This window comes from Streptomyces sp. NPDC096048 (assembly GCF_044763415.1).
Taxonomy (GTDB): domain Bacteria; phylum Actinomycetota; class Actinomycetes; order Streptomycetales; family Streptomycetaceae; genus Streptomyces.
This window is the reverse complement of record NZ_JBIWGG010000006.1, coordinates 381,240-405,501: the sequence shown is the minus strand read 5'-3', so window position 1 is coordinate 405,501 and position 24,262 is coordinate 381,240. Positions and strand designations below refer to the sequence as shown.

The following is a 24,262-nucleotide window of genomic DNA, read 5'->3' as shown; positions in this document are numbered from 1 at the left end:
CCTTATTTGTTTATGAATTCGGACCCCCTACCTTTAACGGTTGAATAACAATTGGGGGTGGCCCGGTCTTTCGAGTGCCTAGGGCTTCCCAGGGGATGGGCACTAGCCGGAAGACACCCTAATAGCTTCTGGGTATACGCGATACCGGCAGGCAGTGAATTACCGGACGGCTCGGCATGAGAAACTCCGGTCCGGCCGGTACCTAACGCCAAGCTCAGGGCGGTCCGTATGGGGATGCTCATGAGCCAAGGCGACTTTGCCCGAGCTATCCGTGACGCCGGACAGTCAGCAGGAGAGCCCAACGACGCCTCCTAGAGGCTCGTACAGCGATGGGAGGGCGGTACGACGACAAGCTCCCCGCCCGGTCTATGCCCGAGCCCTTGAGAGGGTCACAGGGCTCCCCCTTGAGGCTCTGGGGTTCGCCTCCCCGGTACCTCTTGCCCGTGTCTCTGAGGACGGCCACGGGGGACACGACGTGGAGCCGTCGTCGGCAACGGCTCCCACGTCCACCGCACCAACGGCTCAGACGGCCACCAGGACCCCGAACGGGAACTACTCGGGCATCTGGCTCAGCCGGTACGAGTTCTTCTCTTCCGGACGGGATGAGACGTTCACGGGGCTTCACTACGTCGTTCTTCTCCAGCGCGGGAACAAGCTCACGGTGCGCTCTCTGCCGGATGCCTCCTTGAATCCGAACTCCCCTCTCACCATGGATCCGACCCTTGACGGGAACGTGGTCACCGGTACGTGGGTGGAGGAGACGGCAACCGATGGCTATTACGCCGGGGCTCGGTATCACGGTGCCGTACAGATGCTCATCGAGCCGACCGGTAGGCGGATGGTCGGGAAGTGGCTCGGGTTCGGCAAGGAGTTCGACGTCAACACGGGACCCTGGACCCTTGAGTTCAAAGACGCCAGCACCAATAGGGCCGCACTTGAGGGGTGGAACATCCAGCCGGAAGCCTGAAGAGCCGGCACGACCTAGAGAGCCCCTGTCTTCTTCACCATGATGGTTGCCTTTGCTGAGCTTGAGCGAGACATGATCGTAGAGCGCACTCATGCTGGTCTGGATGCGGCCAAGGCTCAGGGGCGTACCGGTGGCCGTCCTACCGTCATCACTGGGACGTGCTGACTGTGGCCAAGGCTCGTAAGGCCAAGGGGGAGAGCATCACTGCCATTGCCAAGGCTCTTGGAGTCTCCCGCGCGACGCTCTACCGGCACATTGGGTAGCCCCTCACGCTTCCTGCACCACTTTGAGCCTCTGCCTTCACTGGTAGGGGCTCAGTGTCGTTTTAAGGCGTGTCCCGGTGGAGAGACCCCCGGTAGGCTGTCTCAACGGCAGAACAAGGGTGTCCGGCCAGTCCGGGAGCGATCGAGGGAGCGTGTGCTTTGCCGACTGGCAAGGTCAAGTGGTTCAACAGTGAGAAGGGCTTCGGCTTTCTCTCCCGCGACGACGGCGGTGACGTCTTCGTCCATTCCTCGGTCCTCCCCGCCGGAGTCGAGGCACTGAAGCCGGGCCAGCGCGTGGAGTTCGGCGTCGTCGCCGGGCAGCGCGGCGACCAGGCACTGTCCCTCACCCTGCTGGACCCGGCCCCGTCGGTCGCGGCAGCGCAGCGCAAGAAGCCCGACGAACTGGCCTCCATCGTCCAGGACCTGACCACCCTCCTGGAGAACATCACCCCGATGCTGGAGCGGGGCCGCTACCCCGAGAAGACCGCCGGCAAGAAGATCGCCGGCCTGCTCCGCGCGGTCGCCGACCAGCTGGACGTCTGACCCGCGCGCCGCACGTCCTACCTCGTCACGCCTTACCGGGACTCTTGCAGAAAGCCCCGGCGTTCACGCCGGGGATGAATGCATCTCAAGACCGCTCTGACGCGCACGTCAGAGCGGACGTTTTTGCTGCTCGATGTACTGGCGGACGATCGCCAACGGTGCTCCGCCGCACGATGCGGAGAAGTATGAGGGCGACCACAGGCGTTCTGACCATCCATGAGACCAATGGTATGAGGATCTTGGTTATGCAGCTCCGCTACACCTACCGGGCCTACCCGGACGCCGCACAGCGCCGTGCGCTGGCCAGTGCGTTCGGGTGCGCCCGCGTGGTGTGGAACGACTGCCTGCGCGACCGGAAGGAAGCGCACGCGGCGGGGCTGCCGTATGTGAAGTCGGCCGAGCTGTCCCGGCTTCGCATCACCCAGGCCAACGCACAGAGGAACGTGCCTGGCTCGCCGATGTGTCGGCGGTCGTCCGTCCTGCAACAGTCCCTGCGGGACCTGGACACCGCCTACAAGAACTTCTTCGACAGCCTCAAGGGCAAGCGGCAGGGCCGCAAGGTCGGCCCGCCCCGCTACAAGTCGAAGAAGGACACCCGGCAGTCGATCCGCCTCGACACCAACGCCTTCTGCCTCCAGAGCGACGGCACGGTGTACGTGGCCAAGGTCGGCAGCCTCAAGGTCAAGTGGTCTCGCAGGCTTCCGGCAGCCCCGACTTCCCTGACCGTCACCAAGGACAGCTGCGGCCGGTACTTCCTCAGCTTCGTCGTGGACACCGAGCCGGACATCCTCCCCGAGCTGGAGACCGGCGCCGGGACCTCCACCACAAGGCATCCACACAGATCATTCGCGACAACCAAGCGGTGTACGTGGAAGACCTCGTGGTGTCCGGTCTCGGACGCACCCGGCTCGCCAAGTCCGTGCACGACGCGGGATGGTCCGCGTTCGTCGGCATGCTGGAGTACAAGGCGGCTCTGCACGGCCGCACCTTAAGACGGGCACCCGTGCCCGCACAGCGCGGTGAAGCAGGAAGCCCCCGGAAGGGTCAGACGACCCAGGCCGGAATCCCTGGCCTATAGGCCAGAAAGCACGTCAAGGAAACGCCAGCGCGTCCGGGCCGAGGGCCGGTACCAGTCCCTCGGCCGCCGCGCGGGTCAGCAGGCCCCGGATCGCCGCGTAGCCGTCCTCGCCGAGGTCGGCCGTGAACTCGTTGACGTACAGCCCGATGTGCTGGTCGGCGACGCCCGGGTCCATCTCCTGCGCGTGCTCCATGACGTACGGCCGGGACACCTCCGGGTCGTCCCAGGCCGCGCGTACGGACGCGACGACCGAGTCGGCGAGGCGGGTCAGCGTCTCCGCGCCCAGCGACCGCTTGGCGATGATCGCGCCGAGCGGGATCGGCAGCCCGGTGGTGTGCTCCCAGTGCTCGCCCATGTCGGCGAGCTTGTGCAGGCCGTAGTCCCGGTACGTGAAGCGCGCTTCGTGGATCACGAGACCCGCGTCGACCTTCCCGTCCCGCACGGCCGGCATGATCTCGTGGAACGGCATGACGACGATCTCGCCGACCCCGCCGGGCACGCTGTCCGCCGCCCACAGCCGGAACAGCAGGTACGCCGTCGAGGTCTCGCTGGGCACCGCGACCGTACGGCCCCTCAGGTCCGCGTCCGCCTCCCGGGTCAGCACCAGCGGCCCGCAGCCCCGGCCCAGCGCGCCACCGCAGGGCAGCAGGGCGTACTCGCCGAGGACGTACGGCAGCACGGCGTACGACACCTTCAGGACGTCGAACTCGCCGCGTTCGGCCATGCCGTTGGTGATGTCGATGTCCGCGAACGTCACGTCGAGGGCGGGGGCGCCGGGGACCCGGCCGTGGGCCAGGGCGTCGAAGACGAAGGTGTCGTTGGGGCAGGGCGAGTACGCGGTCTGCAAGGGCTCAGTCGTCATGTGGGTTCCAACTCGTGAGGACGGGTGCGAGCTTCCCGAAGGCGTCCGACAGGGCCCCGAGCGCGTCGCCGATGCGCCAGGCGGCGCGGTCGCGCGGGCCCACCGGATTGGAGACCGCGCGCAGCTCCAGCACCGGCACCCCGTGCGCGGTGGCGGCCTCGGCGACGCCGAAGCCCTCCATGGCCTCGGCCAGCGCGCGCGGATGGCGGGCGCGCAGCAGCGCGGCGCGTTCCGCGGTGCCGGTGACGGTGGACCCGGTCAGGACGGTGCCCGGGCGGGCCCCGGTCGCGGCGGCGACGGCGGCGACGAGGCCGGCGGGCGGCCGGTGGGTGACGGTGCCGAAACCGAGGTCGGTGACCGGCAGGAAGCCGTCGGCCGTCTCGGCGCCCAGGTCGGCCGCGGTGATCTCGTCGGCGACCACGAGTGAGCCGACGGGCGCGTCCGGCACGAAACCGCCGCCGATGCCGGCCGAGACGACCAGCCCGTAGGGGGCGCCGTCGAGGGCCGCGGCGGTCAGGGCGGCGGCGGTGGAGGCGGCGGCCAGGGCGGGGCCGACACCGGCGGCCAGCAGATCCAAGCCGCCCGGGAGCCGGTGGAGGGTCACGCCGGGGCGGGACACCTCGGTGCCCCGCTCCGGGAACGCCCGAGCCACCGCGTCCCGTTCGACGGGGACCGCGGTGGCCACGAGGACGCGCACGGAGGACGTGGTCAGTCGTCCTTCTTCAGCTTGAAGGACCACAGACCGGTGGCCTCCTCGCTGTCGTCCTTGCCGTCGCCGGCCTTGATGGTGACGAGCGTCGAGTCGCCCTGCGCGCCGTACTGGGCGTTGAAGAACACGCTGCCCGGGACCGTGCGGTACGTGTTGTCCGTGTCGTCGGTCAGCTGCTGACCGTTCATCAGGATCGTCCACCGCTCGTCGGCGACCTCGGGGTCCACACCGAAGCGCACCGTGTCGTCGGGGTTGACCGTGATCGACTCGACGTCGTCCTTCTGGAGGCACTTCTGGATGTCGGCGGCCTTCAGGACCTTGCCCTCACCGCCACAGGTGGCCTCGGAGCTGACCGAGTCACTGCCGACCGTGACCGTCGCCATGGGCGTCGGCTGGTCGCAGGCGGACAGCAGGAGCAGTCCAGCGGATACGGCGCCTGCGGCGGCGACGGCGCGGCGGCGTCGCACAGAGGATTGCAACGTGGTCATGGGCGAAGGCTATACGGCGCCTCCGGCCCGTCCCCCACCTGGGTACGGCGTGGCGTGGTCACGCCACCCTCGCCCGCGCCGGTCCCCCGTGCCGGGCCGAGCCGATCAGGCCCCGTACGGTCGTCAGCCACCCGGCGGCGATGATCGCGGCGGCCACCGACAGGCCCAGGGTGCCGTTCAGCGGCAGCACGATGCCCACCGCGCCGCCGAACACCCAGGCGACCTGGAGCAGCGTCTCGGAGCGCGCGAACGCCGACGTGCGGACCTGCTCGGGCACGTCCCGCTGGATCAGCGCGTCCAGGGACAGCTTGGCCAGCGCCTGCGCGAACCCGGCGACCGCGGCCAGGCACGCCACCAGGACGGTGCTGAAGAACACCGCGGCCGTGACCGCCGCGCCCAGCACGATCGCGACGACCGTCACGATGATGATCTCCGGCGCCCGGGACCGCAGCCACGCCCCGACCGCCGTGCCCAGCGCGTTGCCCGTACCGGCGGCGACGCCCACGATCCCCAGCGACACGGCCGCGCTCTGCCCGGACAGCGGATGCACGCGCAGCAGGAAGGCCAGGAAGAAGATCAGGAAGCCGGACAGGCAGCGGATGCCGGCGTTGGCGGCCAGCGCGTGCGTCACCGCCGGGCCCACCGTGCGCAGCCCGGGCCGCTTGACCGGCTTGCGGTGCGGGCCGTGCAGATGCCGCTCGTCCGCCGCGAGCAGCGCCCGGTCCTCGCCGCGCGCCGAGTCCACCTTCGGCGGCAGCGTGAACGACAGGACGGTGCCCGCCACGAAGATCACGAAGGCGCCGTACAGCGGCCAGCGCGGCCCGACCTGCTGGAGCCCCGCCGCGATCGGCGCGGCGACGCCGGTGGCGAGCAGCCCGCACAGCGTGACCCGCGAGTTCGCCCTCACCAGGGAGAAGCGCGGCGGCAGCAGCCGGGGCACCACCGCGCTTCTCACCACGCCGTACGCCTTCGAGGCGACCAGCACGCCGAGCGCGGCCGGATACATCTCGATGCTGCCGCTGATCACCGCCCCGGACAGCACCAGCGCGAGCAGCGCCCGGGCGCCCATGGCGGCCGCCATCGCCGCGCGGCGGCCGTGCGGCAGCCGGTCCAGGAGCGGGCCGATCACCGGCGCGAGGAGCGTGAAGGGCGCCATGGTGATGGCCAGGTAGAGCGCGACCCGGCCGCGCGCCTCGTCGGTGGGGACGGAGAAGAAGACGGTGGAGGCGAGGGCGACCGTGATCATGACGTCGCCGGCGCCGTTCACCCCGTGCAGCTCGATCAGCTTGCCGAGGCCGGACTCGCCCGCGCCGTGCGCGTGCGTCGCCTTGCGGATGCCGCGCGCGGTCCCGGTCACCGGCAGGCGCAGGGCGCGGCCGACCGCACGGAACCGGGAGCCGGGGCCGCGCCTCCGGCTCCCGCCCTTGAACTCTGTCCGCGCGGCTGCCACCCCGTCATAGTGCCCCGAGAGCGGGGACTATAGCGTCGATACGGCACGGATGGCGGTGATCGAGTCGGGTGACACCGGCCCCGGCGGCACCGGGGAACGCGGGACCTTACCCGGCCGAAACTCCCGTCGGTGTAGGCCCAGCGCACATGAGCAGGTAGCGTGCCTAGCGCGCCGTGGCGAACGTTCTCGGCCGCGCGCCTTACGGCCATCCCGCAGAATGGATGACGTAGGTGTGCCCGAGCGCGATCGGGCGCGGACGTCGACGCGGTCCACAGGTCCGCTCCGTCCGCCCCTCGCAGGCAGCGGCGCACTCGTGAGACGGCGTATGGAGAGAAGCGATACCTGTGAGCGCAGCGACAACGCGAAGCCGCACCCCTGACCGTCTGTGCGCCGAGGCCGTCGACCTCGCCCGCGCCGCAGCCGAGGAGGCCGCCGCACCAGGCGTCGTCGGCGAGCACGAGGGCATGGTGTCGGAGGGCGACCGGGTCGTCACGCACCACTTCGCCTGCAAGGAGCTGGGATACCGCGGCTGGCGCTGGGCCGTGACCGTGGCCCGCGCCTCCCGCGCCAAGATCGTCACGGTGGACGAGGCGGTACTGCTGCCCGGCCCGGACGCGCTCCTCGCCCCCGAGTGGGTGCCGTGGAGCGAACGGCTGCGCCCCGGCGACATGGGCCCCGGCGACCTGCTGCCCACCGACGCGGAGGACCTCCGGCTGGAGCCCGGCTGGACCGGCGAGGACGAGCCGCCGCCGAACTCCGCCGTCTCCCACGAGATGGCCGAACTGGCGGAGGCGGAGGACGCCGAGGTCACGGCCGGACCCGCCGAGCTGTCGGCCGTCCCGGCCCGCGGCACGATCTCGGCCGTCGCCGAGGAACTGGGCCTGCGCCGCACCCGGGTCCTGTCCCGGTACGGCCTGCATATCGCCGCGGACCGCTGGGAGGACGAATTCGGTCCCAAGACCGCGATGGCCCAGGCGGCCCCCGCGTCCTGCGTGAGCTGCGGCTTCCTGGCCCGTATCGGCGGCTCGCTGGGGCAGGCCTTCGGGGTGTGCGCCAACGAGTTCTCCCCGGCGGACGGACGGGTGGTGTCGCTGGCCTACGGGTGCGGCGGGCACTCCGAGGCCGCGGTCATGCCGAAGCCGCCGCGGGTGGCTCCGCCGGTGATCGACGAGACGCGGGTCGATCCGTTCCCGCTGCGGCCGGCGGCGGACTCCGGGTCCGTTCCGGCGGCCGAGGACGAGGCGTCGGCGGAGCTGGGGCACTCGTAGCGCGCGCGGGCTTGCGGCCGGGCTCCCGGGGGCCGCGCCCCCGGACCCCGCTTCGGCCTTGTCGCCCTCGTCCTCCGGCGCCGGACGGGCTGATGGTGCCGGTCGGCGTTCCAACGGGTGAGTGCCGGGGCGGTACCTTCATGGTCCGTCGAAGAGGAGAGTCACCGTGAGCATGTTCGTGCGGCCTGCCGCCGAGGGCGCGGATCCGTTCGGTACGGCGCGTCTGCGGCGCGGTGTGCTGGACGCCTGGGCCACGAGCCCGGCCCGGTTCCGTGAGGACGCCAACGCGGAGGAGGACCTCGTCCTCGGCGGCTACCGCGACCGGCTGGTCGTCGAGCTGGCGCAGAACGCCGCCGACGCCGCCGCACGGGCCGGTGTGCCCGGCCGGCTCCGTCTCACTCTGCGGGACGGTGTCCTGGTCGCCGCCAACACCGGCGCCCCGCTGGACGCGGCCGGTGTCGAGTCGCTGTCCACGCTGCGGGCCTCGGCCAAGCGGGACGCCGGGGACAGCGCGGTAGGCCGGTTCGGGGTCGGCTTCGCCGCCGTCCTGGCCGTCACCGACGAGCCCGCCGTCGTCGGCCGGCACGGCGGTGTGCGCTGGTCCCTGGTCGAGGCCCGGGGCCTGGCCGCCGACACCGCCCTGCACAGTCCCGGCCTGGGGGACGAGATCCGGCGGCGCGACGGGCACGTCCCGCTGCTGCGGCTGCCGTTCCCGGCCGAGGGCACCGCCCCCGGCCCGTACGACACGGCCGTTATCCTCCCGCTGCGCGACACGGCCGCCGCCGACCTCGCCGAACGGCTCCTGCACGCGGTGGACGACGCCCTGCTCCTCGCCCTGCCGGGGCTGGAGGAGGTCGTGGTCGAGGTGGCGGACGACGTGCGCACCCTGGGCCGCCGTACCGAGGGCGTCCTGACCGTGGTGGACGACTCCCGGGAGGGCGTCACCCGTTGGCGCACCGTCGCCGCGCACGGCCCCCTCACCCCCGACCTCCTCGCCGACCGGCCGGTGGAGGAGCGGCTGCGCCCCCACTGGTCGGTGACGTGGGCGGTGCCCGTGGACGCGGACGGCGGCCCCGAACGCCCCCGCACCAGCCCCTTCGTCCACGCGCCGACGCCCAGTGACGAGCCCCTCGGCGTGCCCGCGCTGCTCATCGCGTCCTTCCCGCTGGACTCCACCCGCCGGCACGCCGCGCGCGGCCCGCTGACCGACTTCCTGACGGAACGGGCCGCGGACGCCTACGCCGGGCTCCTCGCCGACTGGCGGCCGGTGACGGCCGGCCTCATCGACCTGGTGCCAGGCCCGCTGGGCAAGGGCGAGCTGGACGGCGCGCTGCGGCAGGCGATCCTCGAACGGCTGCCGCGCACCTCCTTCCTGCCGCCCGCCGCCGGACCGCGCGAGGACGACCCCGACCTGCCCGAGTCCCTGCGGCCCCGCGACGCCGAAGTGGTGGAGGGCGCGGGCGCCGACACCGTGCGGGTCCTCGCCGAGGTGCTGCCGACCCTGCTGCCCGCCGGACTCGAACGCCGGGCGGAACTGCGCACGCTGGGCGTGGCCCGGGTGCCGCTGACCGACGCGATCGACCGGCTGGCGGGTCTGGAGAAGGCCCCCGACTGGTGGCGGCGGCTCTACGACAGCCTCGCCGGGGTCGACCCCGACCGGCTGTCCGGGCTGCCCGTGCCCCTCGCCGACGGACGCACCACCATCGGCCCCCGGCAGGTGCTGCTGCCCTCCGGGGCGGCCGCCTCCCTCGACCCGGAGGTCCTCACCCGCCTCGGTCTGAAGGTCGCCCACCCGGACGCCGCCCACGGGCTGCTGGAGAAGCTCGGTGCCCTCCCGGCCACCCCGCGTGCCGTGCTCACCACCCCGCAGGTCCGGGCCGCCGTCGCCGCCTCCCTGGAGGACGACGGCGGCACGAACTGGGAGGAGGACGTCCTCGACGCCGACGAACTGGCCGACACCGTCCTCGGTCTGGTCCGCGACGCCGGACTCGACCCGGGGGACGAGCCCTGGCTCGGTGCGCTGGCCCTGCCCGACGAGGACGGAGAACTCTCCCCGGCGGGCGAACTCGTCTTCCCCGGCGGCCCGTTCGCCCAGGTCATGCGCGAGGACGAACTCGCCTCCGTGGACGCGGAGCTGGCCGAGAAGTGGGGGCCGGAGCCCCTGGCCGCCTGCGGGGTGCTCGTCACCTTCGCCCTCGTCCGCGCCACCGACGTCGTGCTCGACCCGGACGAACTGGAGCCCCGCGAGGGCGACTTCGCCGAACCGGACGACGCGGGTCTGCTGGACGCCGTGGACGTGTGGAGCGAGGACATCCTCGACCGCTTCCCGGACAGCACCGTCCCGCCGGTCGCCACCGAGATCGTCGCCGTGCGCGACCTGGACCTCGTGGACGACGACCGGTGGCCCGAGGCCCTCGCCCTGCTGTCGCGGCCCCCGCTGCGCGACGCGCTCGTCCAGTCCGTGCGCGTGCTCCTGCCCGACGGCACCCACGAGGTCGTACGGCCGTACACCGCGTGGTGGCTGCGCGGGCACCCGGTGCTCGGCGGGCGGCGCCCGGCGGGTCTGCGCGCGGCGGGCGGCGACCCGCTGCTGCGGGGCCTGTACGACGAGGCCGACGCCACCGGCTTCGAGGACGAGCAGGTGCTGCGGGCGCTGGGCGTACGGACGTCGGTGGCCGCCCTGCTCGACGAACCCGGCGGCGCGGCGGAGTTGCTGGACCGCCTCGCCGACCCCGACCGCCCGGTCACGGCCGCCCAGCTGCACGCCCTGTACGGCGCGCTGGCCGAGCTGGACCCGGATCAGGTCACCCTGCCGGACGAGGTGCGGGCCGTGGTCGACGGCCGGGTGGAGGTGGTGGACGCCGCCGACGCCGTGGTCGTCGACTCGCCGGACCTGCTGCCCTTCACGTCGGGCGTACCGCTGCTGCCCGTACGGCCGTCCCGGGCCGCCGAGCTGGCGGAGCTGTTCCAGGTGCGGCGGCTGAGCGAGTCCGTCACCGGCGAGGTGGACTCCGAGGGTGCCGAGCACGACGTACCGGAGCCGGTGCGGACGCTGCTCGGGGCGCGGACCCCGGCGTCGTACGTGGAGCACGAGGAGCTGGTCGTCGACGGTGTGGAGATCGACTGGCGGCTGACGGCCGACGGGGCGTTGCACGCCGCGACGCTGGAGGGGGTGGCGGCGGGGCTGGCCTGGGCGGCCGGTCAGTGGCCCCGCCGCTTCGAGGTCGCGGCGCTGCTGGAGGACGAGTCGCGCACGGAGGAGCTGGCGCGGGACCGCTGGTTCGACTGACGGGGGTGCATCGCGCCCCGAAGGGGGCGCGGGGCGGTGTACGGCATGCGGCTCCACGGCGTGGGCGCGGCCGGCCACAACGGGCCCGCGGCGAACCACGGACCGCTACGCCGGAAGGCGCCGGTCCACCCACCTCCAGGTCAGCTCCAGCAGGCCCGCCGCCGCCACCGCGATGCCGACGGCAGTCCACGGCATCGTCACCCCCACCAGCTTCAGCGCGAAGAAGTCCTGGAGCCACGGCACCGCCAGCACCACCACGAAGCCCAGTCCCATCGTCGCCACCAGCGCCACCCGCCACCACGTGTAGGGCCGCGCGATGATCGCCAGCACCCACATCGAGATCAGGAACAGCGTCAGCGTCGCCGCGCTGGTCTCCGCGTCCAGCGCGCCCGGCCCGGAGTAGTGCTGCCGGGCGACGAGGTACGTCGTGAAGGTCGCCGCCCCGGCCAGTACCCCGCCCGGGATCGCGTACCGCATCACGCGCCGTACGAAGTGGGGCTGGGCCCGTTCCTTGTTCGGGGCGAGGGCCAGGAAGAAGGCGGGGACGCCGATGGTGAGCGTGGAGAGCAGGGTGAGGTGGCGGGGCAGGAACGGGTACTCGACCTGTGAGCAGACCACCAGGATCGCCAGCAGCACCGAGTACACGGTCTTCACCAGGAACAGGGTCGCGACCCGGGTGATGTTGCCGATGACCCGGCGGCCCTCGGCCACCACCGAGGGCAGCGTGGCGAAGCTGTTGTCGAGCAGCACGATCTGCGCGACCGCCCGGGTGGCCTCCGATCCGGAGCCCATCGCCACACCGATGTCGGCGTCCTTGAGCGCCAGGACGTCGTTCACGCCGTCGCCGGTCATCGCGACCGTGTGGCCGCGCGACTGGAGGGCGCCCACCATGTCCCGCTTCTGCTGCGGGGTGACCCGCCCGAACACGGTCCCCCCGTCGAGCGCCTCGGCCATCTCCTCCCGCCCGGCGGGCAGCCGGCGCGCGTCCACGGTGGCGCCGGACAGCCCGAGCTTGGCGGCCACCGCGCCGACCGACACCGCGTTGTCACCGGAGATGACCTTGGCGCGGACGTCCTGGTCGGCGAAGTAGCGCAGGGTGTCGGCGGCGTCCGGGCGCAGCCGCTGCTCCAGGACGACCAGTGCGGTGGGCGTGACGTCCTCGGCCACGCCGGGGTCGTCCAGGTCGCGGGCGGCGCGGGCGAGCAGCAGCACGCGCAGCCCCCGCTCGTTGAGCCGTGCGGTCTCGGCGAGCGCGGGGTCCTCCTCGGCCAGCAGCACGTCCGGCGCGCCCAGCAGCCACGTGCCGGCGGCGCCGTCGTCCTCGACGAGGGTGGCGCCGCTGTACTTCCGGGCGGAGGAGAAGGGCAGGGACGCGGCGCGGCGCCGGCCCTCGGTTTCGGCGACCGGGTAGGCGTCGATGATCGCCTGGAGGGAGGCGTTCGGGCGCGGGTCGGACGCGCCGAGGGCGCCGAGCACCGTGCGGACGTGACGCTCGTCGGCGCCGTCGAGCGGGCGCAGCTCGGTGACGTCCATGCCGCCCTCGGTGAGGGTGCCGGTCTTGTCCAGGCAGACGGTGTCGACGCGGGCCAGGCCCTCGATGGCGGGCAGTTCCTGGACGAGGCACTGCTTGCGGCCGAGCCGGATGACGCCGATCGCGAAGGCGACGGAGGTGAGCAGGACCAGGCCCTCCGGGACCATGGGGACGATGCCGCCGACCGTCCGCGCGATGGAGTCGTCCAGCTCGTTGTCCTTGGCGACCAGCTGGCTGAGGATCAGGCCGATCGCGGTGGGGACCATCATCCAGGTGACGTACTTCAGGATCGTGGAGATGCCGGAGCGCAGCTCGGACTGGACCAGGGTGAAGCGGGAGGCCTCCTCGGCGAGCTGTGCGGCGTATGCCTCGCGCCCCACCTTGGTCGCCCGGAACGCGCCGCCGCCCGCGACCACGAAGCTGCCGGACATGACCTGGTCCCCCGGCTGCTTGACCACCGGGTCGGCCTCGCCGGTGAGCAGGGACTCGTCGATCTCCAGCCCGTCCGCCTCGACGCACACCCCGTCGACGACGACCTTGTCCCCGGGCCCGATCTCGATGACGTCGTCCAGCACGATCTCCGAGGTGCTGACCTCGGCGGCCGTCCCGTCCCGGCGTACGGTCGGGCGGACCTCGCCGATCAGCGCCAGGGAGTCGAGGGTCTTCTTCGCCCGCCACTCCTGGATGATGCCGATGCCGGTGTTGGCGAGGATCACGAAGCCGAACAGGCTGTCCTGGATCGGCGCGACGAACAGCATGATCACCCACAGCACGCCGATGATCGCGTTGAACCGGGTGAAGACGTTGGCGCGGACGATGTCGGCCAGTGAGCGGCTGCTGCGCACCGGTACGTCGTTGACCTGACCGCGCGCGACCCGTTCGGCGACCCCGGCGGCGGTCAGGCCGGTCGTCGGCGAAGGGGTGTGCGCGGGGTCCGCCGGGTCGAGTCGGTCGTCCGCGTCGAGATGCGTCATGCGTTCGACGGTAAGGGCGGATTTACGGCTTCACCCGCCGAACGCGGGGAAGATCCGACCCGGGTAGGAGCGGCTGATCCGGCCCGTGATGCCCTGGTACTACGGGGCGCGCAGGCAGGTCGGACCCGGGCGCGTGATCGGGTCGGAGCAGGTGCGGCTCGGCAGCCGACTCGGGCGGCTCGGGCGACTGGGGCAGCTCGGGCGGCTGGGGCAGCTCTGGTGGCTGGGCAGGGGTGTCAGGCGGTGTCGTCCGTCGCGGCCCGCTTGAGCGCGGCGTCGCGCCCCCGCACGTACCAGATGCCGATCAGTCCGAGCCCGGCGCCGGCCAGGCAGGTCCACACCCACCAGGTGTGCCCGTGGTCGTCGAACCAGCCGTAGAAGGGCAGCTGCACGAGGAAGAGGACGAACCAGAGGACGGTGCCGCCGACGATGGTCGGAACCACGGGGCCCTCCAGGGGCGCCGGCGCCTCGTGCGTGGGTGTCCACTTCTTCATGCGTACAGCTTACGAGGAGGCCGACCGCGTGTTCACCGGACCGCACCACCGGGGTCTACGCGCGGAGATAGCGCTCCGGGGCTCATACGTTCATACTGAACCCGTTTGTCTCTGACCGCTTTCATTCGTAGGAAACACCAATAAGGCCGTGGGGGAACCTGTTGGTGATGAGGTCCTCGCATGCCTACCTCGGCCTCCGCCAAGGTCCCCCCGTCCCCCGAGTCGCCCGAAGACAGGCGGCCCCCGCAGAACGGCCTCGACCGCTACTTCCGGATCTCCGAGCGCGGCAGCACGCTGCCCCGTGAGATCCGCGGCGGTTTCGCCACCTTCTTCGCGATGGCCTACATCATCGTGCTGAACCCGATCATCCTGGGCAGCGCGAAGGACATGTACGGCAACCAGCTCGACAACGGTCAGCTGGTCACCGCGACCGCCCTGACGGCGGCGTTCACCACGCTCCTGATGGGCGTCATCGGCAATGTCCCGATCGCGCTCGCCGCCGGCCTCGGCGTGAACTCCGTCGTCGCCCTCCAGCTAGCCCCCCGGATGTCCTGGCCGGACGCCATGGGCATGGTGGTGCTGGCCGGTTTCATCGTCATGCTGCTGGTCGCCACCGGCCTGCGTGAGCGCGTGATGAACGCCGTGCCCTACGGCCTGCGCAAGGCCATCGCCATCGGTATCGGCCTGTTCATCATGCTGATCGGCCTGGTCGACTCCGGGTTCGTCACCCGGATGCCGGACGCCGCCCAGACCACCGTCCCCCTCCAGCTGGGCACCGGCGGGCACCTGCTCGGCTGGCCGGTGCTGGTCTTCGCCCTCGGTGTGCTGCTCACCCTGGCGCTGATCGTCCGCAGGACCCCCGGCGCGATCCTGATCTCGATCGTCGTGATGACCGTGCTCGCGATGATCATCAACGCGGTCGCCGACATCCCCTCCTGGGGTCTGACCACCCCGGAGTGGCCCGGCAACCCCGTCGCCACCCCCGACTTCGGTCTGGTCGGCGAGGTCAGCCTGTTCGGCGGTTTCGAGAAGGTCGGCCTCCTGACCGGCGTGCTGTTCGTCTTCACCGTGCTGCTGTCGTGCTTCTTCGACGCGATGGGCACGATCATGGCCGTCAGCGACGAGGCGAAGCTCACCGACGCCCAGGGCCAGATGCCGGGCATCAACAAGGTCCTCTTCGTCGACGGCGTCGCGGTCGCCACGGGCGGTGCCAGCTCCGCCTCGGCCACGACCTGCTTCGTGGAGTCCACGGCGGGCGTCGGCGAGGGCGCGCGCACCGGCTTCGCGAACATCGTCTCCGGCGCGCTGTTCGCCATGGCGCTGTTCCTCACGCCGGTCGCCACGATGGTCCCGTCCCAGGCGGCCACTCCGGCGCTGGTGGCGGTCGGCTTCCTGATCCTGGCCGGCTCGATCCGGGAGATCGACTGGTCCGACTTCACGATCGCCGTCCCGGCCTTCGTGACGATGCTGATGATGCCGTTCACCTATTCGATCACCAACGGCATCGGCATGGGCTTCATCACCTTCTCGGTGCTGCGCCTGGCGGCCGGACGGGGCCGGGAGGTCCCGGTCACGATGTACGTGGTGTCGGCGGTGTTCGCCTTCTACTACCTGATGCCGGCCCTGGGGCTCACGTGAGCGGCGTGATCAGCGCCCGACCGGTGGGTCTCACGTGACCCCGTAGAACCGTTCCGTCTCCTCCACGGCGGACTGGAACCGCTCGTCGAAGTCATCCCGAATGAGCGTCCGGACGACATAGTCCTGGACGCTCATTCCCCTTTTCGCCGCATGGTGCCGGAGCCGGTCGAGCAGCTCCCCGTCCATCCGCAGGCTGAGCACGCTGGTCCCCATGTGCACGAGGGTCACCCCCACCGACCGGGTGATGCTCCGATTTCCGGAAACAGCTCACTCGTACGGGTGAAGTCCGGGTTTCCGTGGCGGGTGTCACGGGCACGCGGGCGGGTGAGCAGTGGTATTTCGCTAGCCTAATGAGTTACGCTAAGGAACATGCCGGACCTCAAGCATGGCGACGACGCCGCCGCCGTGAACTCCCTGCGCTCAGCCGTGATGCGGTTGTCCCGTCGCCTCAAGCACCAGCGGGTCGACGAGTCGCTCAGTCCCACCGAGATGTCGGTGCTGGGCACCCTGTCCAACTGCGGCAGCGCGACCCCGGGCGAACTCGCCCGCAAGGAACACGTCCAGCCGCCCTCGATGACCCGCATCGTGGCGCTGCTGGAGGCGAAGGGGCTGGTCCGGCTGGAGCCGCACCCCGAGGACCGGCGCCAGAAGGTCGTGACGCAGACCGAGCGGGCCGTGGTGATGCTCGAGGAGAGCCGCCGCAAGCGGAACGCGTTCCTGGCCACGCTGGTCGAGGGACTCGACGAGGACGAGTGGGCGAAACTGCGCGCCGCCGCCCCCGTGCTGGAGAAGCTCGCACACCGGTAGAGAGCAACCGCGAGGAGGCGAACCCTTTTGAGTACGGGACCCGGAGCAGCTTCCGCCCCCGCACCTGACGGACACGACGACCCGCCCACCCCCGACGCCGCTCGCAAGACCTCGATGTTCGCCTCCCTCCGGGTCCGGAACTACCGCCTGTTCTTCCTGGGCCAGGTCGTCTCCAACATCGGCACCTGGATGCAGCGCATCGCCCAGGACTGGCTGGTGCTCAGCCTCACCGGCTCCTCGGCGGCCGTCGGCATCACCACGGCTCTCCAGTTCCTGCCGATGCTGCTCTTCGGCCTCTACGGCGGCGTCCTCGTCGACCGCCTGCGCAAGCGCCCCACGCTGCTGGTCACCCAGTCGTCGATGGCCGTCACCGCGCTCTTCCTCGCCGTGCTCACCCTCACCGGACACGTCCAGGTCTGGCACGTCTACGTCGCCGCCTTCGCGATGGGCCTGGCGACCGTCGTCGACAACCCGGCCCGCCAGTCCTTCGTCGCCGAGCTGGTCGGCCGCGACCAGCTCCAGAACGCGGTCAGCCTCAACTCGGCCAACTTCCAGTCCGCCCGCCTGATCGGCCCCGCCGTCGCCGGTCTGATGATCACCGGAGTGGGCACCGGCTGGGCGTTCCTCGCCAACGGCCTGTCCTTCGTCGCGCCGCTGAGCTGCCTGCTGCTGATGCGCGCCCGCGAACTGCACGCCGTCCAGCGTGCCCCGCGCGGCAAGGGACAGCTGCGCGAGGGCCTGCACTACGTCGCCGGGCGCCCCGAGCTGATCTGGACCATCGTGCTGGTCGGCTTCATCGGCACCTTCGGCTTCAACTTCCCGGTCTTCCTGTCCGCCTTCGCCGACGACGTCTTCGACGCGGGCGCGGGCGCCTACAGCCTCTTCAACACCCTCATGGCCGTCGGCTCGGTCGCCGGCGCCCTGCTCGCCGCCCGGCGCGGCACGGCCCGGCTGCGGGTGCTGATCGCGGCGGCGCTGGCCTTCGGCGCCCTGGAGATGGTCGCGGCGACGGCACCCGAGCTGTGGCTGTTCGCGCTGCTGATGGTCCCGATAGGCGTCTTCAGCATGACGGTCAACGTCACCGCCAACACCAGCATCCAGATGTCCACCGACCCGGCCATGCGGGGCCGCGTCATGGCCCTGTACATGATGGTCTTCCTCGGCGGCTCCCCGGTCGGCGCCCCGATCGTCGGCTGGGTCACGGACACGTACGGTGCCCGGGTGGGCTTCGCCGCGGGCGGCGCGGTCGCCGCCACCGCCGCGCTCGTCATCGGCCTGGTCCTGGCCCGCGTCGGCAACCTGCGCCTGACGGTCGGCTGGCACCGGGGGCACCCGCAGGTGCGCTTCGTGCCACGCGAACGGCGTGAGGAGCTGGCGCCGGCGGCGTAGCGGCCCCGGCGTCAGTCGCGGGGGAAGTCGTCGGTCTGGAGGGTGAGGCCGACGACGGTGCCGGTCAGGTCGATGTCCTCGCCGAAGCCGAAGCTCACGGCGGCGTGGTACGTGCCGTCCTTCGGCAGGGTGTGCAGGTGCCACTCCCCGGCATACGGGTCCACGATCAGATACACCGGGACGTCGGCGGCGGCATAGGCGTCCTTCTTGGGGCCGTGGTCGTTGCCCGCCGTGCTCCGGGAGACGACCTCCGCCACGAACTCGACGTCCTCGGGGCGCCAATGGCCCTTGTCGTCCTTCCGGGCCCCTTCGGCCAAGGCCACGACGTCGGACGCGAAGCCGTTGAGATACCCCGGGTAGTCCATACGGACGTCGGACTTCACGCGCTTGCGTGGATACTTGGTTCGCAGCTGGTCGTAGATGTCCGCGATGATGTCCCAGTGGGTGTCCCGCTGCGGCGTCATGAAGATGTGACCCCCGACGATCTCGGTCTTGTATCCCTCGGGGACGGGCATCTTCTCGAGCCACTCGAACATGACGTCCAGAGTCAGCCCGGTGCTCTCTTCGGCCATCTCGATCCTGTCGTCAAGGACGGTCATCGTGGCGCTCCTCCCCGGCTGCCCCCGACGCGAGTGCAGCCGCGCGGTACAACGATACGCACGGTGACCGGGACACGCGCGGACGTACGCGTGTTCTCCGGGGGAGACTGACCGGCATGAGACTGTTCGCCGCCGTACTGCCCCCCGAGGACGTCACCGCCGCCCTCGCCGCCGAGGTGGCCGCGCTGCGGAAGCTGCCCGGCGCGGACGGGCCGCGCTGGACCGGCCGCCCCGGCTGGCACTTCACGCTCGCCTTCTACGGCGAGGTGGACGACGACCTCGTACCGGATCTGTCGGCACGCCTGGAGCGTGCCGCCCACCGCACCGCGCCTTTCGAGCTGGCGCTGCGCGGGGGCGGCCAGTTCGGGCACGGACGGGTGCTGTGGGCCGGAGCGGAGGGTGACGTGGCGACCCTGCGGCTGCTCGCGGACCGGGCGGAGGCGGCGGGGCGCAAGGCGGGCGTCGAGATGGGCGAGCACCGGCGCTACACGCCCCACCTGACCGTGGCCCGCGGCCGGGAGGCGTTCGACGTGGGGCCGTACGTCGAGGCGCTGGACGGCTTCCGGAGCCGCGCCTGGACCGTGACCGACCTGGCGCTGGTGCGCAGCAACCTGCCGAGGTCCGGGGTGCCGGGCGAGCAGCCCCGTTACGAGACGGTCGCCCGCAGCCCGCTCGGCGCGTCCGGTTAGGCTCGGGGCGTGGACCCGAAGACCCGTAACCGGATCATGGCCGGTGTACTCGTACTGATGCTCGTCGTGGTGGCGGTGGCGGCGGCGCTCGGATAAGCGGCCCTGAGCAGGCCGTGGGGCGGCCGCCGCCCCGCTCACCCCGCTACCAGGCGAACGCCTCCGGCGACGGCCCCGGCCCCGGGAAGATCTCGTCCAGCCCGGTCAGCAGCTCGTCCGACAGCTCCAGCTCCACGGCCCGCAGTGCCGACGTGAGCTGCTCCGCGGTGCGCGGGCCGACGATCGGGCCGGTCACGCCGGGCCGGGTCAGCAGCCAGGCCAGCGCGGCCTCGCCGGGCTCGATGCCGTGCTTGCCGAGCAGGTCCTCGTAGGCCTGGATCTGTGCACGGCCCGCGGGGTCGGCCAGGACGTCGGCCGCCCGCCCGGAGGCGCGCCGTCCGCCCTGTACCTCCTTCTTCAGGACCCCGCCGAGCAGCCCGCCGTGCAGCGGCGACCACGGGATGACTCCGAGGCCGTAGTCCTGCGCGGCCGGGATGACCTCCATCTCGGCGCGGCGCTCGGCCAGGTTGTACAGGCACTGCTCGCTGACCAGGCCGATGGTGCCGCCGCGCCGGGCGGCGGTCTCGTTGGCCTGGGCGATCTTGTACCCGGGGAAGTTCGAGGACCCGGCGTACAGCACCTTGCCCTGCTGGACCAGGGTGTCGATGGCCTGCCAGATCTCGTCGAACCCGGTGGCGCGGTCGATGTGGTGGAACTGGTACAGGTCGATGTGGTCCGTCCGGAGCCGCTTGAGGCTGGCGTCGACGGCCCGCCGGATGTTCACGGCGGACAGCTTGTCGTGGTTGGGCCACGCCTCGCCGTCGGCGGCCATGTTGCCGTAGACCTTGGTGGCGATGACGGTCCGGTCGCGCCGGTCGCCGCCCTTGGCGAACCAGTTGCCGATGATCTCCTCGGTACGGCCCTTGTTCTCACCCCAGCCGTACACGTTGGCGGTGTCGAAGAAGTTGATGCCTGCGTCCAGCGCCGCGTCCATGATGGCGTGGCTGTCGGCCTCGTCGGTCTGCGGGCCGAAGTTCATGGTCCCGAGGACGAGCCGGCTGACCTTGAGTCCCGTGCGTCCGAGCTGCGTGTACTTCATGGTCCCCAAGCCAACGACTTGGAGTGCGCTCCAGGCAAGCGGTTCGGGTCGTTCGGTCAGTCGCGGGGGAAGGCGCCGGTCCTTAGGGTGAGGCCGAGGACGGTGTCGGTGAGGTCCAGGTCCTCCCCGAAGACGACCCTTGTCTCGGTGGTGTAGTCGCCGTCCTTGGGGTGCGTGAAGATGTGGCAGCGGCCCTGGTACGGGTCGGCGATGAGGTAGAGGGGGACCTCGGCTGCGGCGTAGGCGAGCTTCTTGGGGCCGTAGTCGTTGGCGGCGGTGCCCTGGGAGATGACCTCGGCCACGAACTCGACGTCCTCGTGGCGCCAGTGGCCTGTGTCGTCCCGCTCCGCTCCGTCGCGAAGTTTGGCCACGTCCGGGCAGAAGCCGTTCTCGTGGCCCGGGAAGTCGATGCGGACGTCCGAAAGGACCAGGACGTCCATTCCGAACCGGTCCTCGATGGGCCGTACGATCCGGCGGATGATTGCCCAATGCGTGTCGCGCTGCGGTGTCATGTGGACGTTGCCCCCGACGATCTCAACCCTGAATCCTTCGGGGACGGGCATCCGCTCCAGGCGCTCGAACCACTCGTCCAAGCATTCCGTGTTGGCGTCGGCCATGGCGATCCTGTCTTCAAGGACGGTCATCGTGGCGCTCCTCCCCGGCTGCCCCACCGACGAGTGCAGCCGCGCGTTACAACGATACGCACGGCGACCGGGACACGGGAGGACGCGCATATGCCAGAGCGGGACAGTACCGACCACCTCGTCGCCCTCGTCCGGCGCCACCTCGGCGACGGCAACGTGCTCGGCGTCTACGCGCACGGCTCCGCCACCCTCGGCGGCCTGCGCCCGCACAGTGACCTCGATCTGCTCGTCGTCGTACGGCACCCCACGACGCACGCGCAACGCGCAACGCTCACAGAAGAGTTGCCGAAGCTGTCCGGCGGCGAAGGGCATCGCCCCGTCGAGCTGATCGTCGTCGCACGGGACGACGTCAGGCCCTGGCGCTACCCGCCCCGCTGCGACTACCTCTACGGCGAGTGGCTCCGCGACGCCTACGAGCGCGGCCACGTCCCCGAGCCCGAGGACGACCCCGACCTCGCCCCGCTCCTGACGATGGTGCTGCGCGCCGACGCCCCGCTGTACGGACCGCCGCCCGCCACCCTGCTCGACCCCGTCCCGCACGGGGACCTGCGGCGGGCGATCGTCGCCGGGGTGCCGGGGCTCATGGCCGAGCTGGAGTCGGACACCCGCAACGTGCTGCTCACCCTCGCCCGGATCTGGAGCACGCTCGTGACCGGCGACATCCGGTCGAAGGACGCGGCGGCCGAGTGGGCCCTCGGGCGGCTGCCCGCCGAGTGCCGGCCGCCGATGGCCCACGCCCGTGCCGGCTACCTCGGGCACGAGCGGGAGGAGCGGTGGGGTGACGGCGTGCGGCCCTGTGCCGACCGCATGGTCCGGGCGATCAGGGCGGCCTACGAGGCGGCGTAGGACCCGCCCAGCCCCCACTCCTCGTCCATGGCCGCCGCGAACGCCGCCGCGATCCTGTGCTCGCCGCTCTCGTTGGGGTGCGTGCCGTCGTACGTGTCCACGTGGAAGTCGTACGACGCGGGCGGCGGGACGAGCAGCAGCGAGGAGCGCGGGTCGTCGAGGTCGGCGATCGTCTCGGCGAGAAGGTCGTTGAACCGGGTGACCTGGTCGGCGAAGGTCTCGTCGGCCTCCACCCGGATGTTCGGGACGACCGGCATCACGGCCATGCGGACGCGCGGGTTCGCCGAGCGCGCCGCCGCCACGAAGGCCCGGACGTTGTCGGCCGTCTGCTCCGCGTTCGTGTAGAAGCCGAGGTCGATCAGGCCGAGCGAGACCAGGAGCACGTCCGCGCGGCAGGTCCGCACCGTCTCGCCGATCAGCGGGGCCATGTGGTGCCAGCCCTCGCCCCAGCCGGCCAGGTGGGCGCGGGGGAAGTCGGGGTCGGCGTAGGCGTACGAGGTGGGGGCGTCCGTCGACTGGTCGTGCAGCGTCTCGCGGGGGCCGACGAAGGTGAACGGGCGGCCGTAGGAGTCGCGCAGGTGCTGCCACAGCCGGTAGCGCCACGTGTGTTCGCCTGCGCTCCCGATCGTCATGGAGTCACCGACGAACATGAACCTGAGCATCCGCTCATCATGGACGATCCGCCTCGCCGGCGCGATGTGAGCCCGACCACCCAGCGTGACTCCGTGCGTGACCCCCGCCGTGAACGCCCGTGCGGGATGGCAGGCTTGGCGCATGCGCCGACCTTTCGCCCTCCTCGCCGCGGCCCTTCTCGTGGGCGCGTTCGCCGTGCCCGCCTCCGCCGCGGACGGGGACGACGGGAGCGACGGGTTCACGATCAAGGACCCGCGCATCACCGAGTCCAGCGGCCTCGCCGCCTCCCGCCTGCACCCCGGCGTCTACTGGACGCACAACGACCAGGACAACGGGCCGTACCTGTACGCCGTGGACGGCGCCACCGGCGAGACCGTCGCCCGCGTCGCGCTCTCCGGCGTCGGCACGCCCCGGGACGTCGAGGCGATCTCCGTCGGGCCGGGCAACCGCCTCTTCGTCGGCGACATCGGCGACAACCTCGGCGGCACCTGGCCCCACGTGTGGATCTACGAGCTGCCCGAGCCCAAGGAGCTGAAGGACCAGACGGTCAAGGCGACGCAGTACGTCGTGAAGTACGCGGACGGCGCCCGCGACGCGGAGTCGATGGCCGTCCACCCGAAGACCGGGCGGGTCTACCTCCTCGACAAGAACGAGGACGGCGGGCACCTGTACGAGGGCCCGGCGACGCTCTCCGCCTCCGGCACCAACGTCTTCCGGCGCGCCGCCCCCGTCGACCTCTGGGCCACCGACGCCGCCTTCTCCCCGGACGGCGAGACGCTCGCCGTGCGCGGCTACCTCGGGGGCATCTGGTACGACTGGAACGGCGGGAAGATCCAGCGCAAGGGGCGGATCAGCGTGCCGCTCGGGCAGGGGGAGTCCGTCACCTACACCACGGACGGCGAGAAGCTGCTGCTCGGCATGGAGGGCGCCGGCAGCCCCGTGAAGGCCGAGGACGCGCCCGGAGGCGGCGGCGATGCGGCGGGGGGCGGCTCCGACGCCTCGGGAGCGGGCTCCGGAGGGGACGACGGGTCCGGCGGCGACACCCTCAAGGTCGGGGCGGTCGGCCTGGTCGTCGCGTGCGCCGCCGTGTTCCTCGGGCTACGGCGACTCTTCCGCCGCCGCTGAACCGCCCGCCGCGCCCCGCGCGGCCACCAGCACCTCCAGCCCGTCCAGGATGCGCTGCAACCCGAACTCGAAGTGGTCGAAGCCGGGGCCGAACGTGTCCTCGGACAGGGAGGCCAGGACCGGGTAGCGCCCACTGAGCATGGCCTTCTCCAGCGTGGGCTGCTGGGCCCCCCAGAACTGCGCGTCCGTCAGCCCGGACCGGCGCTCGGCCTCCGCCTCGTACACCTGCGTGCGCGCGGCGCCGACGACGTACCCGTCGATCATGATGATCACCGACATCAGCTCGGGGTCGGTCAGACCCATCGGCTTGATCCGGGCGAGGACCCTCTCCATGCCGTCCAGGGCGCTCGGGCCGAGGACCGGGCGGGACTGGTTGACCTCCAGCAGCCACGTGTGGCGGCGGTAGAGGGCGAGTGCGGCGCGGCCGAGCGCCTCCAGCGCCGAGCGCCAGCCGCCGTCGCCCAAGTCGCCGGGGTTCTCGGACGGGCGCTGCACGCGGTCCAGCATCAGGTCGAGCAGCTCGCCCTTGCCGGGGACGTAGCGGTACAGGGACATCGTGCCGGTGCCCAGCTCCGTGGCGATCCGGCGCATCGAGACCGCGCCCAGCCCGTCCCGGTCCGCGACCTCGACGGCGACCTCCACGATCCGCTCCAGCGTCAGGCCCGGTTTGGGCCCCCGGCTGGGCCGCCTGCCGGTGTCCCACAACAGTTCGAGGGTGCGGCCGATGTCACCGCTGCCGCTGGTCTCCGTACCGCTTGCCATGAGGGCAGTCTAAGTCCGCGAGCAATAACTGAGTACGGTGTACGCGCAATAGGGTACGGTGTACTCAGTGAGGGAGTGA

22 protein-coding genes and 3 pseudogenes are annotated in these 24,262 nt (G+C 71.5%); 12 read left to right on the top strand and 13 right to left on the bottom strand.

From position 1 onward, the window contains the following. Positions 1-240: 240 nt before the first annotated feature. The 3 genes and pseudogenes from ACIQ6R_RS19075 (at position 241) to ACIQ6R_RS19065 (ending at position 1,773) form a co-directional block, all read left to right on the top strand. A pseudogene (locus tag ACIQ6R_RS19075) lies at positions 241-967 on the top strand (XRE family transcriptional regulator). Between the two features lie 30 nt (positions 968-997). Further along, positions 998-1,230 (top strand): annotated as a pseudogene (locus ACIQ6R_RS19070) (helix-turn-helix domain-containing protein); the annotation flags it as partial. 159 nt (positions 1,231-1,389) lie between these two features. Next, positions 1,390-1,773 (top strand): cold-shock protein, encoded by a 384-nt coding sequence (locus ACIQ6R_RS19065; protein ID WP_053132946.1) that lies wholly within the window; start codon positions 1,390-1,392, stop codon positions 1,771-1,773. A gap of 108 nt (positions 1,774-1,881) precedes the next feature. Here ACIQ6R_RS19065 and ACIQ6R_RS19060 read toward each other — a convergent pair. Then, positions 1,882-1,986: pseudogene (locus ACIQ6R_RS19060) on the bottom strand (transposase); the annotation flags it as partial. Positions 1,987-2,003: 17 nt separating this feature from the next. Between ACIQ6R_RS19060 and ACIQ6R_RS19055 the strand changes: the two are divergent. Further along, complete coding sequence (locus ACIQ6R_RS19055; protein WP_404176086.1) at positions 2,004-2,765, top strand: RNA-guided endonuclease InsQ/TnpB family protein; 762 nt, start codon at positions 2,004-2,006, stop codon at positions 2,763-2,765. A gap of 99 nt (positions 2,766-2,864) precedes the next feature. Here ACIQ6R_RS19055 and ACIQ6R_RS19050 read toward each other — a convergent pair whose 3' ends face one another. Genes ACIQ6R_RS19050 through ACIQ6R_RS19035 form a run of 4 tightly spaced genes read right to left on the bottom strand, consistent with a single transcriptional unit; the run spans position 2,865 to position 6,360 of the window. After that, positions 2,865-3,713: a 1,4-dihydroxy-6-naphthoate synthase gene (locus ACIQ6R_RS19050; RefSeq protein WP_404222546.1), complete on the bottom strand. Its 849-nt coding sequence runs from the start codon at positions 3,711-3,713 to the stop codon at positions 2,865-2,867. Further along, on the bottom strand, positions 3,703-4,410 hold the full coding sequence (locus tag ACIQ6R_RS19045) for a futalosine hydrolase (RefSeq protein ID WP_404222545.1): 708 nt from the start codon (positions 4,408-4,410) through the stop codon (positions 3,703-3,705). Before ACIQ6R_RS19045 ends, ACIQ6R_RS19050 begins: the two co-directional genes overlap by 11 nt. 11 nt (positions 4,411-4,421) lie before the next feature. Then, positions 4,422-4,910, bottom strand: coding sequence for a DUF2771 domain-containing protein (locus ACIQ6R_RS19040; protein ID WP_404222544.1), 489 nt, complete (start codon positions 4,908-4,910; stop codon positions 4,422-4,424). Positions 4,911-4,968: 58 nt separating this feature from the next. Then, a complete protein-coding gene (locus tag ACIQ6R_RS19035; protein WP_404176075.1) occupies positions 4,969-6,360 on the bottom strand; it encodes an MFS transporter in 1,392 nt (463 codons plus the stop codon). Between the two features lie 344 nt (positions 6,361-6,704). Here ACIQ6R_RS19035 and ACIQ6R_RS19030 point away from each other — a divergent pair, with 344 nt between their 5' ends. Continuing rightward, a complete protein-coding gene (locus ACIQ6R_RS19030; protein ID WP_404222543.1) occupies positions 6,705-7,628 on the top strand; it encodes a DUF3027 domain-containing protein in 924 nt (307 codons plus the stop codon). Positions 7,629-7,794: 166 nt separating this feature from the next. Further along, the gene (locus tag ACIQ6R_RS19025) at positions 7,795-10,917 is read left to right on the top strand and encodes a sacsin N-terminal ATP-binding-like domain-containing protein (RefSeq protein WP_404222542.1); all 3,123 of its coding nucleotides are present in this window, start codon (positions 7,795-7,797) and stop codon (positions 10,915-10,917) included. A gap of 105 nt (positions 10,918-11,022) precedes the next feature. Here ACIQ6R_RS19025 and ACIQ6R_RS19020 read toward each other — a convergent pair whose 3' ends face one another. Together ACIQ6R_RS19020 and ACIQ6R_RS19015 are read right to left on the bottom strand one after the other, a co-directional pair. Then, a complete protein-coding gene (locus tag ACIQ6R_RS19020) occupies positions 11,023-13,422 on the bottom strand; it encodes an HAD-IC family P-type ATPase (protein ID WP_404222541.1) in 2,400 nt (799 codons plus the stop codon). 236 nt (positions 13,423-13,658) lie between these two features. Continuing rightward, positions 13,659-13,916 (bottom strand): DUF2530 domain-containing protein, encoded by a 258-nt coding sequence (locus ACIQ6R_RS19015; protein WP_404176063.1) that lies wholly within the window; start codon positions 13,914-13,916, stop codon positions 13,659-13,661. A gap of 180 nt (positions 13,917-14,096) precedes the next feature. Here ACIQ6R_RS19015 and ACIQ6R_RS19010 point away from each other — a divergent pair, with 180 nt between their 5' ends. Further along, on the top strand, positions 14,097-15,554 hold the full coding sequence (locus ACIQ6R_RS19010) for an NCS2 family permease (RefSeq protein WP_404176060.1): 1,458 nt from the start codon (positions 14,097-14,099) through the stop codon (positions 15,552-15,554). A gap of 30 nt (positions 15,555-15,584) precedes the next feature. Here ACIQ6R_RS19010 and ACIQ6R_RS19005 read toward each other — a convergent pair whose 3' ends face one another. Further along, a complete protein-coding gene (locus ACIQ6R_RS19005; RefSeq protein WP_055417808.1) occupies positions 15,585-15,767 on the bottom strand; it encodes a hypothetical protein in 183 nt (60 codons plus the stop codon). A gap of 156 nt (positions 15,768-15,923) precedes the next feature. Between ACIQ6R_RS19005 and ACIQ6R_RS19000 the strand changes: the two genes are divergently transcribed. Next, the gene (locus tag ACIQ6R_RS19000; protein WP_404176057.1) at positions 15,924-16,361 is read left to right on the top strand and encodes a MarR family winged helix-turn-helix transcriptional regulator; all 438 of its coding nucleotides are present in this window, start codon (positions 15,924-15,926) and stop codon (positions 16,359-16,361) included. Between the two features lie 27 nt (positions 16,362-16,388). Beyond that, entirely contained in the window at positions 16,389-17,750 is a 1,362-nt protein-coding gene (locus ACIQ6R_RS18995) for an MFS transporter (RefSeq protein WP_404222540.1), read from the top strand. Positions 17,751-17,761: 11 nt separating this feature from the next. On the opposite strand, the gene ACIQ6R_RS18990 is transcribed toward ACIQ6R_RS18995, so the two are convergent. Further along, positions 17,762-18,349: a Uma2 family endonuclease gene (locus ACIQ6R_RS18990; RefSeq protein WP_404222539.1), complete on the bottom strand. Its 588-nt coding sequence runs from the start codon at positions 18,347-18,349 to the stop codon at positions 17,762-17,764. Between the two features lie 116 nt (positions 18,350-18,465). Here ACIQ6R_RS18990 and thpR point away from each other — a divergent pair, with 116 nt between their 5' ends. Further along, positions 18,466-19,038, top strand: a complete 573-nt coding sequence (gene thpR, locus ACIQ6R_RS18985) for an RNA 2',3'-cyclic phosphodiesterase (RefSeq protein ID WP_404222538.1) — start codon at positions 18,466-18,468, stop codon at positions 19,036-19,038. Between the two features lie 142 nt (positions 19,039-19,180). Here thpR and ACIQ6R_RS18980 read toward each other — a convergent pair whose 3' ends face one another. Both ACIQ6R_RS18980 and ACIQ6R_RS18975 read right to left on the bottom strand, forming a co-directional pair. Then, positions 19,181-20,173 carry an aldo/keto reductase gene (locus ACIQ6R_RS18980; RefSeq protein WP_404176045.1) on the bottom strand — a complete coding sequence of 331 codons (993 nt, stop codon included), beginning with the start codon at positions 20,171-20,173 and terminating at the stop codon, positions 19,181-19,183. A gap of 56 nt (positions 20,174-20,229) precedes the next feature. Further along, the gene (locus tag ACIQ6R_RS18975) at positions 20,230-20,817 is read right to left on the bottom strand and encodes a Uma2 family endonuclease (protein ID WP_404222537.1); all 588 of its coding nucleotides are present in this window, start codon (positions 20,815-20,817) and stop codon (positions 20,230-20,232) included. A 90-nt stretch (positions 20,818-20,907) separates the two neighbouring features. Here ACIQ6R_RS18975 and ACIQ6R_RS18970 point away from each other — a divergent pair, with 90 nt between their 5' ends. Then, the gene (locus ACIQ6R_RS18970; protein ID WP_404222536.1) at positions 20,908-21,663 is read left to right on the top strand and encodes an aminoglycoside adenylyltransferase family protein; all 756 of its coding nucleotides are present in this window, start codon (positions 20,908-20,910) and stop codon (positions 21,661-21,663) included. Here ACIQ6R_RS18970 and ACIQ6R_RS18965 read toward each other — a convergent pair. Beyond that, positions 21,648-22,325, bottom strand: a complete 678-nt coding sequence (locus ACIQ6R_RS18965; RefSeq protein ID WP_404222535.1) for a GDSL-type esterase/lipase family protein — start codon at positions 22,323-22,325, stop codon at positions 21,648-21,650. The two genes, ACIQ6R_RS18970 and ACIQ6R_RS18965, sit on opposite strands and share 16 nt — an antisense overlap. Positions 22,326-22,437: 112 nt before the next feature. Between ACIQ6R_RS18965 and ACIQ6R_RS18960 the strand changes: the two genes are divergently transcribed. Next, positions 22,438-23,421 carry a WD40 repeat domain-containing protein gene (locus ACIQ6R_RS18960; RefSeq protein ID WP_404222534.1) on the top strand — a complete coding sequence of 328 codons (984 nt, stop codon included), beginning with the start codon at positions 22,438-22,440 and terminating at the stop codon, positions 23,419-23,421. Here the strand turns inward: ACIQ6R_RS18960 and ACIQ6R_RS18955 are convergent. Continuing rightward, positions 23,395-24,183, bottom strand: coding sequence for a TetR/AcrR family transcriptional regulator (locus ACIQ6R_RS18955; RefSeq protein ID WP_404176036.1), 789 nt, complete (start codon positions 24,181-24,183; stop codon positions 23,395-23,397). The two genes, ACIQ6R_RS18960 and ACIQ6R_RS18955, sit on opposite strands and share 27 nt — an antisense overlap. Between the last annotated feature and the right edge of the window lie 79 nt (positions 24,184-24,262).